General features: G+C 41.0%; 11 protein-coding genes. 8 read left to right on the top strand and 3 right to left on the bottom strand.

Annotated elements, in window-relative coordinates; translation table 11 throughout:
• The first annotated feature begins 7 nt into the window (after positions 1-7).
• A complete protein-coding gene (locus L0B17_RS15085) occupies positions 8-1,138 on the top strand; it encodes a sodium ion-translocating decarboxylase subunit beta (protein WP_235085922.1) in 1,131 nt (376 codons plus the stop codon).
• Positions 1,139-1,311: 173 nt separating this feature from the next.
• Positions 1,312-2,121, top strand: coding sequence for a RecX family transcriptional regulator (locus tag L0B17_RS15080; protein WP_235085920.1), 810 nt, complete (start codon positions 1,312-1,314; stop codon positions 2,119-2,121).
• A gap of 280 nt (positions 2,122-2,401) precedes the next feature.
• Here the strand turns inward: L0B17_RS15080 and L0B17_RS15075 are convergent, their stop codons facing one another.
• Positions 2,402-3,652 (bottom strand): dicarboxylate/amino acid:cation symporter, encoded by a 1,251-nt coding sequence (locus tag L0B17_RS15075; protein WP_235089857.1) that lies wholly within the window; start codon positions 3,650-3,652, stop codon positions 2,402-2,404.
• A 290-nt stretch (positions 3,653-3,942) separates the two neighbouring features.
• Between L0B17_RS15075 and L0B17_RS15070 the strand changes: the two genes are divergently transcribed.
• From L0B17_RS15070 to L0B17_RS15045, 6 genes are all read left to right on the top strand, one after another.
• On the top strand, positions 3,943-4,365 hold the full coding sequence (locus L0B17_RS15070; RefSeq protein WP_235085918.1) for a YqaA family protein: 423 nt from the start codon (positions 3,943-3,945) through the stop codon (positions 4,363-4,365).
• Positions 4,366-4,413: 48 nt separating this feature from the next.
• Entirely contained in the window at positions 4,414-7,272 is a 2,859-nt protein-coding gene (locus L0B17_RS15065; protein WP_235085916.1) for a M16 family metallopeptidase, read from the top strand.
• Positions 7,273-7,471: 199 nt separating this feature from the next.
• Positions 7,472-9,097 (top strand): glutamate--cysteine ligase, encoded by a 1,626-nt coding sequence (gshA, locus tag L0B17_RS15060; RefSeq protein ID WP_235085915.1) that lies wholly within the window; start codon positions 7,472-7,474, stop codon positions 9,095-9,097.
• A 19-nt stretch (positions 9,098-9,116) separates the two neighbouring features.
• Positions 9,117-9,569 (top strand): hypothetical protein, encoded by a 453-nt coding sequence (locus L0B17_RS15055; RefSeq protein ID WP_235089856.1) that lies wholly within the window; start codon positions 9,117-9,119, stop codon positions 9,567-9,569.
• Positions 9,570-9,630: 61 nt separating this feature from the next.
• Entirely contained in the window at positions 9,631-10,248 is a 618-nt protein-coding gene (locus L0B17_RS15050; protein WP_235085913.1) for a transglycosylase SLT domain-containing protein, read from the top strand.
• Between the two features lie 427 nt (positions 10,249-10,675).
• Complete coding sequence (locus L0B17_RS15045; protein WP_235085912.1) at positions 10,676-11,854, top strand: methyl-accepting chemotaxis protein; 1,179 nt, start codon at positions 10,676-10,678, stop codon at positions 11,852-11,854.
• 88 nt (positions 11,855-11,942) lie between these two features.
• Here L0B17_RS15045 and purK read toward each other — a convergent pair whose 3' ends face one another.
• Together purK and purE are read right to left on the bottom strand one after the other, a co-directional pair.
• A complete protein-coding gene (purK, locus tag L0B17_RS15040) occupies positions 11,943-13,025 on the bottom strand; it encodes a 5-(carboxyamino)imidazole ribonucleotide synthase (protein ID WP_235085910.1) in 1,083 nt (360 codons plus the stop codon).
• Positions 13,025-13,516 carry a 5-(carboxyamino)imidazole ribonucleotide mutase gene (gene purE / locus L0B17_RS15035; protein ID WP_235085908.1) on the bottom strand — a complete coding sequence of 164 codons (492 nt, stop codon included), beginning with the start codon at positions 13,514-13,516 and terminating at the stop codon, positions 13,025-13,027. The genes purK and purE overlap by 1 nt, the downstream gene beginning before the upstream one ends.
• Positions 13,517-13,854 lie beyond the last annotated feature (338 nt).

Below are 13,854 nucleotides of genomic sequence, written 5' to 3'. Positions count from 1 at the left end.
GGGCATTATGGAAGGATTAATGGCCTTTTGGGGCGAAACAGGTATTGCTCATTTTACTGGGGGGCAAGTGTTAATGATGGGGGTAGGGTGTTTATTACTTTATCTCGCAATCGCACGCGGTTTTGAACCTTTGTTATTATTGCCTATCGGCTTTGGTGCTATTTTAGCCAACATTCCCAATGCAGGCTTTACCGACGAAGGCGGCTTACTTTGGTATGCTTACCATATCGGGATTGAGACGGGGGTTTTTCCGTTATTGATCTTTATGGGGGTAGGTGCTATGACCGATTTTGGAGCCTTAATTGCTAACCCTAAAACGTTACTGTTAGGAGCCGCAGCACAGTTTGGTATCTTTGCCACATTGCTGGGCGCGATAGCATTAAATTGGGTGCCAGGTTTTGAATTTACCATGCAAGATGCCGCGGCTATTGCCATTATTGGTGGTGCGGATGGGCCTACCGCTATCTTTTTGGCTTCTAAGCTAGCACCTGATTTATTGGGCGCAATAGCCGTTGCTGCATACTCTTACATGGCGTTAGTCCCTTTAATTCAGCCACCTATTATGAGGTTATTAACCACTCCTGCTGAACGTAGCATTAAAATGGAACAGCTTCGCGAAGTCAGTAAGCGTGAAAAGATTATTTTCCCGTTAATGGTAGTTGGGTTAACCATTTTGTTTTTACCTGCGGCAACACCACTTGTGGGTATGTTCTGCTTAGGTAATTTGATGCGTGAGTCGGGGGTTGTTGACCGTTTATCAAAAACAGCACAAAACGAATTAATCAATATTGTAACGATTTTCTTAGGGCTCGCAGTGGGTTCTAAATTATCGGCAGATCAGTTTTTACGTATCGAAACCTTAGGTATTTTAGTGTTAGGTGCTGTCGCATTTAGTATTGGTACCGCTGCCGGCATACTCATGGCTAAGCTAATGTGTAAATTGTCAGGTGGTAAAGTTAATCCATTGATTGGTGCCGCTGGCGTATCTGCTGTGCCTATGGCGGCACGAGTGGTTAATAAAGTTGGCCTTGAAGCTAACCATCAAAACTTTTTATTAATGCATGCAATGGGGCCTAACGTTGCCGGTGTACTCGGTAGCGCGGTTGCTGCGGGGGTGTTATTAGCCGTGTTAGGCTAATATTACTTAAAAGTAGTTATGTATGACACATAGAATCAACACCTAGTAATGTGTGTCGATATTACTAAATTAAGGCCAGTACATCATGTGCTGGCCTTATTTTTTTGCTTAATCATCATTAGCCATAACTGCTACACTGTTGGAGATTATTTGTTACTGAAAGAACCATTTCTATGCAGCGCGCCCCATTACGTCAAGCCAAAACCATCGATAATGTCTTTAATAGTGCCTACTGGCATCTTGGTCAGCAAGACTTCACTATTAATGAAATTCGCACCAAGCTAGCGCGTAAAACTGATAATCAACAGTGGATTGATATCGTACTGGCTAAACTGGTAGAAAACGGTTATTTAAAAAATGACTTCGACTTCGCTGTTCGTTATTGTCAGTCGGCTTTTAGCAGTGAGCTAGGCGCGGGAGCTATAAGGCGAAAATTGCAACTGCGCGGGGTATCCGCAACAGACATTGAAACAGCAATAGAGCAAGTAATGGAGGAGCAACAAGTTGATACCTTTGAAATGGCCACTTCTAGATTACTCAATAGATTTGATAATTTTTATGGTACCAGTAAAGAAAAAGTCTACACCCAGATGACCACCAAAGGGTTTTCTCGTGCAGAAATTGAACATGCACTATCTCAGCATCCTGAAAGTGACACATTGCGTAGCAAGCTGGCGATAAAAGCGGATAAAGTCGACCTCACAACAGAAATTATTAAGCTATATAATAAAGGCAAAGGTAGAACACTTATCTTGCAGGAGCTTAAACAACGATTAATTGATGTCAGTGATTTTGAGGAAGTAGTGTACCAATTAACCTTAACCGAAGAAGTTGATTTCTATCAAAGCTGTAAAGATCAACTCGCTAAAAAGCGTTATAACTTATCGGATCACAAAGAAAAATCCAAAGCATATGCCTATTTATCCCGTAAAGGATTCGGCAGTGATGAAATAAAAGAAGCTATGATGCTAGATGACGAGTAATCAAAATATATTTGTTTATATAGCCGGTAACTTGAATGGCATTTTTTACTCGATATGAACAGTCTTTACACATAGAGAGACTCTACTTTAGGTTGCGTCTAGTGCTATTGCCCAAGATGTTTGTTGCATGATGATTATGGTAAATCAGAGTGATATCAAATGAGTGTTAACCAGGCAGAATAAGTGATAAAAAAATGCCAACATCATTAAGTTGATATTGGCATTTATTGTATCGGCATCAATAGACTCAAAGATACTCAATAAGTCATTTTAATACTTGTTATGCTATTTTTTGCTCCGCTGGTATCTCTTCAGCGTTGAACTGTTCAACGTCTAATTGGCCTTCGCTTTTACCTATAACCACCGCGGTCATCATGTCGCCAGTCACATTAGTTGCGGTGCGGATCATGTCAATAATGCGATCAATAGCAGCAATAAATGCAATACCTTCTAATGGTAAACCAATCACGCCCAAGGTAACCGTGAGCATAACCATTGCACTGCCTGGCACTCCCGCTGTGCCGACTGAAGCCACAGTTGCGGTGACAGCAATTAACATATAGTCGGTCATGTCTAATGGAATTGCATAAATTTGCGCAATAAATATCGCCGCAATAGCAGGATAAATACCGCCACAACCGTCCATGTTCATTGTCGCACCTAAAGGCAATACAAAGGCGCTATAACGTTTTGATACGCCCATAGCTTCAGTACAACGAGTACTGGCGGGTAAGGTACCGAAACTCGAAGCTGTACTAAAAGCAACCAGTTGAGCAGGCATGGCTTTGCGGAAAAATTTTATCGGACTTAACCCTGCGGCAAATTTAATTAAGCCACCATAAACAAATATAATGTGAATTAACGCTGCAATATAAATGGCAATAATAAACTTACCTAATGGCAGTAAAGTGCTTAAGCCATACTCGCCAACCACCCAAGCCATTAAACCAAACACACCAATCGGGGTAAGTTTAAGTACCATGCGTGTCAGTTGGAACATCACTTCAGCACTGGCTTCCATAACCTTTTTTAAAGGTTCTGCTTTTTCACCTACGGCATTGATAGCAATACCCACTAAGGCTGCAAACACAATTATCTGTAATACTTTGCCTTCAGCTAAAGAAGCAAAAGGATTAACTGGGATCATATTGAGCAATACTTGAGCAAATCCAGGTATATCACGCTCGCGCACTTCGCTGGTGGCTAGTTCAAGTGAACCGCCCATGTCAATTAAACTGCCAACGGCAAGACCAATAAATGAGGCTATTGTGCCTGTTAGCATAAATAGACCTAAGGTTTTAAAGCTTAAGCGCTTTAAGTTTGTTTGATTTCCTAATGAGGTAATGCTGACTACAATGGCGCAGAAAACTAACGGGGCGACCAGCATTTTAATGGCGCTGATAAATAAATCACCCAACGGCTTAAGCATTACTGCCGAATTGCCTAAAGCGATACCGGCTAGAGTCCCTAAGATGAAGCCTGCGAGGACTTTTTGCCAAAATGGAATACGTTTAAAGGTGTCTAAAATCATCGAAGTTCTCATATTATTGTCATTATTAGTCAGCTATAAAGACGAATAACTCATCTTTACTATCGCGGGATGAATCAACAGCGTACGTTACGCATGCTGAGTAGATGAATCAAGTTTAATGGCATTCTAGATAGGCAAATGCAGACAAACAACGTCAATTTGATATAACTTATAATTATATATATCAATGTTAATATAATTATTAATTGTTACTGCGCAGTAACCTTTATAATGATGCGTTTTTTATTCATAAATATTTTAAATAGTATTTAAAATCATAAGGGTATATTTTGACCGAGTTATGGCTGATGTTTTCTGGGGCTTTTTTAGCTGCCACTTTGTTACCAGGTGGATCAGAAATTTTACTTATTGGCTTGTTGCAACAAAACAGCCAGCCCTGGTTAGCCTTGTTAATTGTTGCCAGTGTGGGTAATACCTTAGGGGCCGTCACGAGTTATTATTTAGGCCGAGCGGGGCGGTTTGCAAAATCGCCAACGGATTTTGATAATAAATATTATCAACGTGCATTAAGGTGGTTTGAGCGCTTTGGTGTATGGGCGTTATTGTTATCTTGGTTACCGCTTATAGGTGACTTCTTATGTTTAATTGCTGGCTGGTCTAAATTACCAGTGGCAAGCTCAATAGTCATGATTCTTATTGGAAAAACAGTACGCTACAGTGTCATTGTTTTTATATTTATGGCAGCAATTTAATCATATAGCTATATGATAATACAGCTATATAGTTCAAGAGGTGTGTTTTTGAAAAAGTGGATACTTGCAGTCGCGATCAGTGCGGCTATTACCGGATGTGCAGCAGAAAATACTCATAATGGTGTTAACCCAATCGCACAGCAAACCAGCTTGCCAGCAGGCGTTAGTTTAGTTGAAGCCCTTGCTGTCGATGACAGCAACAGCGGCATTCCTTATAAAAAATATCAGTTAGCCAATGGACTGACAGTGATATTGCATCAAGACACTTCAGATCCTCTAGTGCATGTTGATGTGACTTATCATGTCGGATCTGCGCGAGAATTAGCCGGACGCAGTGGTTTTGCCCATTTATTTGAACATATGATGTTTCAGGGCTCACAAAATGTCGCGGATGAGCAACACTTTAAAGTGGTTACCGAAGCAGGTGGGACGCTAAATGGCACCACCAATTCAGATAGAACCAATTATTTTGAAACCGTGCCTAAAAACCAGCTAGAAAAAATGCTCTGGTTAGAGTCCGACAGAATGGGCTTCTTGTTACCCGCATTAACCAGCGAAAAGTTTGAGGTACAACGTGAAACCGTTAAAAATGAACGAGCACAGCGGATTGATAATCGCCCCTACGGCCGTTTAGGTGAACGTTTTGCACAAGCTCTTTATCCTGAAGGGCATCCTTATTCATGGCCAGTAATTGGTTGGCCGGACGATCTTGAACGTGCCACTGTTGATGATGTTAAACACTTTTTTCAACGCTGGTATGGGCCTAATAACGCCACATTAACCATTGGTGGTGATTTTGATGAAGCGCAAACCTTAGCCTGGATTAACCAATATTTTGGTGAAATTCCCTCTGGCCCTAAAGTGGATGCAGCGACTAAACCTGCGGTGACCCTAGATAAAACACGTTATCTTTCAATGGAAGATAAAGTGCATCTGCCTTTGCTGTACGTTGGTATGCCAACCGTGTATGCCGGTCACCCTGATGAAGCCGCATTAGATTTACTGGCCAATATTATTGGCGGTGGTCAAACATCATTATTATATAAAAATCTGGTCAAAGGTGGGCTTGCAGTGCAATCTTCGGTTAGCCATCCCTGCCAAGAATTAATGTGTCAATTTACCCTCTATGCATTAGCCAACCCTGCTAATGGTGGCAAGCTGGATGCATTAGAAGCTAAAATTAACGAATCTATTGCCGAGTTTGAGCAACGTGGTGTGACTGACGACGACTTACAAAAGGTCAAAGTGCAGTTTGAAGCCAGTACTATTTTTGGATTACAAAGCGTTGCGGGTAAGGTTGCTACATTAGCGTCAAATGAGACCTTTTATGGTGACCCTAATCGGGTTGCTAAAGACTTAGCCCGCTACAACAGCGTGACTAAAGCAGATGTTATGCGGGTATTTAATCAGTACATCAAAGATAAACCTAAAGTGGTCATGAGTGTCGTGCCTGAAGGTCAATCTCAATTGATTGCCAAAGCAGATAACTTTGCGCCAAAAACCTTGGCTATAGCAGAAGATGCTGTTGCCGAAGTGGTTGATATTAAACCTGTAGTATCAAGTTTTGATCGCAGCTTAATGCCCGCTACGGGGGAGGCACCACAACTGACTGTACCAACACTTTGGTCTGCTACCTTAAGTAATGGTATTGAGGTGATGGGCACTGAAAATGAAGAAACACCGACAGTTGAGCTAGTGATTTACCTTGAGGGAGGGCATCGTACTGTCGCTGTTGAGAAAGCCGGCCTAGCTAAGCTAACCGCAGCTATGATGAATGAATCAAGCAATAAGCGCTCAGCGGAGGCGTTAGCCCAAGCATTAGAAATGTTAGGCTCAAGTGTCAGTGTTAGTGCTGGAGAGTCACAAACCTATGTGCAAGTGTCTAGTTTGTCTAAAAATCTTGCTGCAACCTTAAGTATTGTTGAAGAACGTTTATTTCACCCTGGCTTTGTCAGTGCTGACTTTGAACGCGTTAAACAACAGCAATTACAAAGTTTACAACAAGCGATGACCAATCCAAGTTTCTTGGCTAATAATGGTTTTTCTGCCTTGTTGTATGGCAATAACACCGCCATGGGCAGCAGCGATTTAGGCACGGTTGCAACGGTATCAGCATTAACACTTGATGATGTAAAAGCTTTCTATCAACAGCAGTTTACTGCAGGTAATGCGCAAATGGTGTTAGTGTCTGATTTAACTAAAGCCGATGTGATGCCTATGCTTAACGGATTTAGCCAGTGGGCAGGTCCCGCTAGTGCGCTGTCACCAATTGATAAACGTGTGCATGCTAAACCTGCAACTATTTATATTATCGATAAGCCAGATGCGGCACAGTCGGTGATCAATATTGGTAAACGCGCGTTAACCTATGATGTAACAGGTGATTATTTTAAAGCTAATTTGATGAACTACCCATTGGGTGGCGCATTTAATAGCCGGATAAATTTAAATCTACGCGAAGATAAAGGTTACACTTATGGCGCCAGAACAAGCTTCAGTGGCCAAGAGGACAGTGGTGAGTTTATTGCCACAGCCAGTGTGCGAAGCGATGTAACAGGTGCGGCTATTAGTGAGTTTATTCATGAAATTAAAGCTTATCAGCAGTCAGGTATGAATGAAACTGAATTGGCATTTTTGCGCAATTCGATTACTCAAGGACAAGCTTTGGACTTTGAAACACCTTATCAAAAGGCCGGTTTTATTCGTAAAATTCAGCGTTATCAGCTTGACCATCATTTTACCGCTCAGCAGACTAAGATTATTAATTCGGTGACGATTACTGAATTAAACTCACTTGCTAAATCGCTACTTGATATCAATACTATGGTGATATTAGTGGTTGGCGATAAGAAGGTGATTGAGCCGCAACTCTCACTATTAGGTTATCCAATTGAAGTGTTAAATTAATTGCTTAATCTAGCTGACTTGAATTGAGCTGATTTACCCCAATATCAATATCAATAACAGATAAAAAACGGCGGCAGATTTTCTGTTGCCGTTTTTGTTTACAGTTTTTTTGCCAATTTGGTAATAATCTCGGGTATCATCGGGTCTAATGATACCAATCGTATTTAATCACGCGAATTAATCAATAGAGAATAGAATATTGAAATCTTTCAATGAAATTGTCGACCAACTTGGCGACAGCGAAGGGCGCGAAGCCTTACTCGGTATGCTTCGTGGTATTGAGCGTGAAGCTTTGCGTATCGAAGATAATGGCCAGTTGGCACAAGATTTACACCCACAAGCTTTAGGCTCTGCATTAACACATTCAAGGATAACCACTGATTACAGTGAAGCTTTACTTGAATTTATTACCCCTGTGCACAATAACATTGATGCGTTACTCGAAGAGTTAACGCAAACTCATGCCTACACAGTGCGAAATTTGAATGGCCAAAAATTATGGCCCGTTAGCATGCCTTGTTATGTTGGCGATGTGAAAAACATTCCGGTGGCGCAGTACGGTGTGTCAAATAACGGCCTGATGAAAACCCTTTACCGTAAAGGCTTAACCCACCGTTACGGTGCGTTAATGCAAATTATTTCAGGGGTGCATTTTAACTTTTCAGTGTCAGCGGAATTATGGCAACGTTTATTTGACCGCAAATTGTCTAATCATCCGCAGATGCGTTCAGACTCATTAAGTCGCTGTGAGTTCATTTCTGAATCTTATTTTGGTTTGATCCGAAATTATCGCCGTTTAGTGTGGGTATTGCCGTATTTATTTGGCTCTACTCCAGCCTTATGTTCATCGTTTGTGAAAGATCAAACCGTTGATTTTGATTTTAAAAAAATCGGTAAAGGTACGCTTTATTTACCTTATGCAACTTCATTACGCATGAGTGATTTAGGCTATACCAATAAAGAGCAAGATACACTGAATATCAGTTATAACTCATTACCTGAGTATCTTTCTGGCGTGCAAGCTGCGATTAAAATGCCATCGAAAAAGTTTGAACAAATTGGTGTACATGTGGACGGCGAATACCGTCAGCTAAACCATAATATTTTGCAAATTGAGAATGAGTTTTACTCGCCTATTCGCGCAAAACGGGTAACTAAAGCAGGTGAAAAACCTTCACAGGCACTGATGCGTGCCGGCGTTGAATATATTGAAGTACGGGCACTGGATGTTAATCCATTTAGTCCAGTGGGTATTGATGCGACTCAAGTGCGCTTTTTAGATTTATTCTTACTGTATTGTTTATTGTCACCGTCAGCACTGACAGATGGCCAAGGTGAAAAAGAGATTGCTGCTAACCTAAAAGCAGTTGTATTAGAAGGGCGTAAGCCTGGATTATTGCTTAAGCAAAATGGCCAGGACATTGACATTAAAGTGTGGCTAACCAATTTATTTGCCGATCTGTCTCCGCTAGCCACTTTGTTAGATGGTGAGCATGGCTACAGTTATCAAAACGCATTAACTCATTGGGCAGGTGCGATTGAAGATCCTAGTCAAACACTTTCTGGCCGTGTGCTTAATGAAATTATCACTAAAAATGTTGATCATGGTGACTGGGTTAAACAACTCGCTAATAATTATCATGAGTTTTTATGCACTTATCCATTAAGTCATGATACTGAACAGCAGTATAGAGATGAGGCCGAATCATCACTAAGCAAGCAGCAACAAATAGAATCCGAGTCTATGCCTAATTTTGATGTATTCCTACAAGAGTATTTTAAAGAAGTCGCTTCGCCAGAGTTGTATAGTGGCTGTAAAGCATAATGACAGGCGATAAAGTGTGATGGGTGTAGTAAAGCGATTATCCCCACAATCAGGGTTATTCCTCAGTCTAACAGCAACGATAATGTTGCTGTCTGGTTGTGCTTTGTCTGGCAATGGTCTTGAATGTGGCATTGTGTCGGCTTATATCAAACCGGATGCAAGCCAGTACCTTTATCGCACGATTGTGACTCACTTAGATGGTAAACCGGTTATTTCTCGTCCTAATTACTTACTGCAAACGGGTGAGCATCAATTTACGGTAGTGGAATTAATAAACTCACCAGAGTTAAAAGTGTCACTGTCAGCCAGAGGCCCAAAAACCTTAATCGTCAATGTTGAAACGGATCAGCGTTATCATATAGCCGCTCAAATGAATACCGACAAAATTTACGTCGGTACTAATAAAGACTTCTGGCAACCCGTGGTATTTAAACAAGAGTTTTTTGAATGTGAGCTAAATCCACAACCATAATTGCATTAGCTGACCATAGATGTGACACTAAATTTATATTAAGTTAGCTAATTGAGGTGTTATGAAACCGTTCTTATGCATGGTCAGTTTGTGCAGTGTAATTGTATTATCCGGTTGTGCGACATCTCCTCCTGCCGAGCCTGAAAACCTTTGCTCCATTTTTCAAGAACATCGTTCATGGTATGAAGCTGCGGTTGATACCCGTGAAAAATGGGGCGTGCCTGTCCATATACCTTTAGCCATGATGTATCAAGAAAGTTCATTCAAGCATAATGCCGCTCCACCAATGGAGTATTTTTTAGGCTTTATTCCTACGGGGCGTGCCAGCGATGCATATGGTTATGCGCAGGCTAAAACCATGACCTGGGATGATTATGTGCGAGAAACAGGTAACTCTTGGTCTAGTCGCAGTAACTTTGATGATGCGATGGACTTTATGGGCTGGTTTATATATAAAACCAATAAGATTAATGGCGTGTCGAAATGGGATGCGAAAAACCAGTATCTAAATTACCACGAAGGTTGGGGGGGGTATAAACGCGGTTCCTATAAAGCCAAAAAATGGTTAACGCCAGTCGCTCAAAAAGTTGATGATCGTGCTAGGCGCTATGCTCAGCAATATCAAACATGTAAGGACGATCTTGACTCTTCATGGTTATGGCGGCTTTTCTTCGGCTAACTCAAGCCCATTTTTATTGTTAAAATAATCAAGAAAATACCATCTAAAATTAGGTGGTATTTTTTTATAATATTTTATTAGTTTAACTTCACAGTTGTTTGTCGATACAATGTAATCAGTTTGTTAAGGATACCTGTTCCAGTAAGGCTGCTAGCACAAGTATTTAACCTCAGATCGGGATGATAAACGCTTACCAAACAGCTATTTGCATTGCTAACAGCGTTATTTTTTTCACAAGAGTACGTGCAATAGGCCAGCTATTGACGTGCTAATGCGCCTTGTTTTCAACACAAATGGCAAGTTTGCTACAAAATAAGCTAAATCTGTTGAATTCAGCTTATTGAGCCCATCTCTTAACCCGAGTTGAGGTTATTTAGTGATAACAAAACGTTCAAATTGAATAATAATAAGATGATCGGAAAATAATATGAAAACGACATTCCAAAAATCGATACACCGTAAGCTATTAGTACCTATTTTATTAACCTTTGTCCCTTTTTTAGTCATTGTCAGTTTTCTAGATAATGACATGACTAAGGCAAGTGTATTTGGCTTATTGATTGGATTACTATTATGCCAGCTGGCAATTGGGCTGTGGTCAATGGATCATTATTTACAAGTACGTTTGGCTAAATTACATCAGTATTTACAACTCGTCGTGAGTACAGAAAAAGCGCCAGTAGGGCCACTTAAAGATATTGAATCTGACGAACTTGCATTAATCACTAATGACTTAAGCCAGTTTATTGAAGGCCTTAAAGTGATACTCGATGCTATAAGGCTTGATGCTAAAGCTTTCAAGCTAGGGGCGAATGTATTAACCGAACAAATGCATCATGCCGAAGGTTCAGTCGATAAAAGCATTCAAGAAAACCAGCAAATTACCCTATCACTGCAAGAAATTACCCATACCGCTACTGAATTATCAACTAATGCAAGTAAGTTAAAATCAACGTCTGCAGAAGTGCATCAATTACTGCAAATTGGCAATAAAGACGCTATTGAAAATCAAACCGCAATGACGGCTTTAGCCAGTGGAATTGAAAGCATGGTCAATGATGTTAGTTTATTGAATAACGACAGTTTAAAGATAGGTAAGGTGCTTGAAGTGATTAAGAGTATTGCTGAGCAAACTAACTTACTTGCATTAAATGCCGCTATTGAAGCTGCGCGAGCTGGAGAACAAGGGCGAGGTTTTGCCGTGGTTGCCGATGAAGTTCGTGCACTTGCACATCGCACTCAAGAGTCAACTGTGGAAATACAGACCATTGTTGAGCAGCTGCAAACTAAAGCTAAAAATGCCGTTAATGGCATTAGCGAAAGTCAACGTATTAGCCATGAAAGTGTTGAACAGTGTCAACGTGTCACTCGCGCTTTTAAAGATATTGAAGCAGCCTATAGCCTACTAGACAATGTGGCCAGTAATATGACGTATAGCATTCAAGGTCAGCAAACCTCAACTGAAAGCATAAATCAACGAGCCAATGAAATATCACGCCTGAGCCAAGAAGTGTCTCAAGGGTTAAAAGTGGTTGTCGAAAGTGCTCAAATTCAAAGTAAAACTTCCTACAAGTTAGAACAAGTACTTGGGCGAGTCTGTGTATAGATTTTTATCATAAAAATTAATGTGAAAAATGAGTATAAAAAAAGAGCCTAGGCTCTTTTTTTATACGTAGACAATAACGCGATAATCGCTAAGCAAATTCAGCTAATATCCAATCAAGTGGTGCTTGGTATTGCTCTGGCATCCATAATTTTAATTGGCTTATGGTTTCATTTAACGCTTCAGTATTATGCACTGATAGGTTCAAATGACCCACTTTACGACCAGGGCGAACCTCTTTGTTATACCAAAACAGTTCAGCGTTAGGCAGACTTAACCAGCGGTCATCTTTTTCAATGCCAATTAAGTTCACCATGACACATTGAAAGTTGACTTGCGGTGTATGAATTGGCAGATGACATAAAGCACGTAAATGCAATTCAAATTGACTAATATGGCAACCCGTTTGTGTCCAATGCCCTGAATTATGAACGCGTGGAGCCAGTTCATTAACCAGTAAATGTTCTCCTATGCGGAAACATTCCATAGCCATTACACCGACATACTCAAGGCCATTCATAATGGTTGAAAGCATGCTTTCAGCTTCATCTTGCAAATGACTAAGGCGAGCTAATGGTGCAATCGACGCCATTAAAATACCGTCTTGATGTAAATTTAATGTCAAAGGGTAAAACAAGCAGCGGCCATCTTGAGTTCGCACGCCAACTAAAGACACTTCTTCATCAAAATTAATCGCTTGCTCAGCAATGGCTTCATTGCGCCAGTCATTGGGAATGCTAGTTGCTTCAGCTTGCTTTAACCAGTGTTGACCTTTGCCGTCATAACCACCAGTGCGGCGCTTTAATAGCACGCGATCGCCATAAGCTTGGTGTAAGTCGTCGGCTTGTACTTTTTCGTCAACTAGCTGCCAAGGAGATGTCGCGACATTGAGTTCGTCAAGTAGACTTTTTTGAGTGAAGCGATCAGCTAAGCGCCCAAATACAGGACCATTGATGAAGTGTGGATGAGTGCTGAGTTGTAAGCTAGTGCTTGATTCTGGCCATTGTTCACGTTCAGCAGTAATAACGTGTGATGCATCAATGGGTAAGGTCTTGCCTGTTGGCGCCATTATGTCAACCGGGCGAACATCTATCGCTAAAGGCTGCCCTGCATGGCTGAGCATGGCACCCAATTGACCATTACCTAAAACCCAAACAGTATGTTGTTGGCTCATTACGCTTCTCTCGGATCTGGATTGTCTAATATCGTGCGAGTTTGTTCTTCACGAAATGCATCAAGTCGAGCAGCTAATGCACTGTCGGTTATCGCAAGGATTTGGCTGGCTAATAAGCCTGCATTAAATGCACCCGCGGTACCAATCGCCAAAGTCCCTACCGCAATACCTTTTGGCATTTGCACGATAGATAATAAACTGTCCATGCCTGATAGCGCTTTACTTTGTACTGGGACACCCAGAACAGGTAAACGTGTTTTTGAAGCAATCATGCCAGGTAAATGAGCCGCACCACCCGCGCCGCCAATAATCACTTTGTAACCTTTGTCGACAGCTGTACTGGCAAAGTCCATCAGCTTGTCTGGAGTACGGTGAGCTGAAACAACTTCAACATGATAAGGCACCTGGAGCTTATCCATAATTTCAGCCGCAGCTTCCATGGTTGGCCAATCACTTTTAGAACCCATAACTACAGCAACAAGGGCTTGCATGTTTACTCCTTAATGTACTATTTATTGGTATATTTAGCTCATCATTACCCATTAGTGGTGAAGTGATTACAGCATCAATATTAAGGCGATAAAAAAGGGGACAGATAATAGCATGGTGACGTTAAGTTCGCTGCTGTTTAGTGTTTCGTGCGGCTAACACTTAGTTTCTAAAATAGAAAACTCTATTAAGGTAATAATTCATTCTACAGGGGATAAAAATGATGCAGATCAAAAAAGTATGATTAACCCTCATTATATTGGCGGTATGTTGGGCCAAAGGTAGTATATTGTGACTAGTACGCTTAGTATACTGTGTTATAAATGCTGACTTATTGCAC

Source organism: Shewanella sp. OMA3-2 (genome assembly GCF_021513195.1).
Lineage (GTDB): Bacteria > Pseudomonadota > Gammaproteobacteria > Enterobacterales > Shewanellaceae > Shewanella.
The sequence above is the reverse complement of the archived record's forward strand: the minus strand, read 5'-3'. Positions and strand labels throughout refer to the sequence as shown.

Bases quoted from the DNA above. Each gene is read 5' to 3' on its own strand.
- L0B17_RS15055 (WP_235089856.1), top strand. From the start codon at position 9,117: ATGGGTGTAGTAAAGCGATTATCCCCACAATCAGGGTTATTCCTCAGT.
- L0B17_RS15085 (WP_235085922.1), top strand. From the start codon at position 8: ATGGAAGGATTAATGGCCTTTTGGGGCGAAACAGGTATTGCTCATTTT.
- L0B17_RS15045 (WP_235085912.1), top strand. From the start codon at position 10,676: ATGAAAACGACATTCCAAAAATCGATACACCGTAAGCTATTAGTACCT.
- L0B17_RS15080 (WP_235085920.1), top strand. From the start codon at position 1,312: ATGCAGCGCGCCCCATTACGTCAAGCCAAAACCATCGATAATGTCTTT.
- purK (WP_235085910.1), bottom strand. From the start codon at position 13,025: ATGAGCCAACAACATACTGTTTGGGTTTTAGGTAATGGTCAATTGGGT.
- purE (WP_235085908.1), bottom strand. From the start codon at position 13,516: ATGCAAGCCCTTGTTGCTGTAGTTATGGGTTCTAAAAGTGATTGGCCA.
- L0B17_RS15075 (WP_235089857.1), bottom strand. From the start codon at position 3,652: ATGATTTTAGACACCTTTAAACGTATTCCATTTTGGCAAAAAGTCCTC.
- L0B17_RS15050 (WP_235085913.1), top strand. From the start codon at position 9,631: ATGAAACCGTTCTTATGCATGGTCAGTTTGTGCAGTGTAATTGTATTA.